1 pseudogene is annotated in these 261 nt (G+C 67.8%); it reads left to right on the top strand.

Going from position 1 to position 261, the window contains the following annotated elements:
* Positions 1-261 (top strand): annotated as a pseudogene (locus EXE44_RS19105) (hypothetical protein); the annotation flags it as partial.

Raw genomic sequence — 261 nt, 5'->3', positions numbered from 1 at the left:
GGTCTCCTCGCTCACCGTCGAAAGCGAGTACCGGCACAGCGCGACCGTGACGGAGCCGAACGCCGTCTTCGAGACCGGCGCGGTGCTCGACGAGCGAAGCACGTACTTCACGCGGATCGCTCCCGAACTCGACGTGAGCGTGGCGACGAGCTACGGGGCGTCGACCGCCGAGAACGTGACCGTCGAACTGGCTTCCGCCCTCGTGATTCGCAACGTCGGTGAGCAGGGGACCGTCTACTGGCGCGAGACGGAGCCGCTCGC

It is taken from the genome of Halorubrum sp. SS7, from assembly GCF_005435055.1.
In the GTDB taxonomy this organism is placed as follows: Archaea; Halobacteriota; Halobacteria; order Halobacteriales; family Haloferacaceae; genus Halorubrum; species Halorubrum salinarum.
Note: the sequence above shows the minus strand (reverse complement) of the source record. Positions and strands in the feature narration are given on the sequence as shown.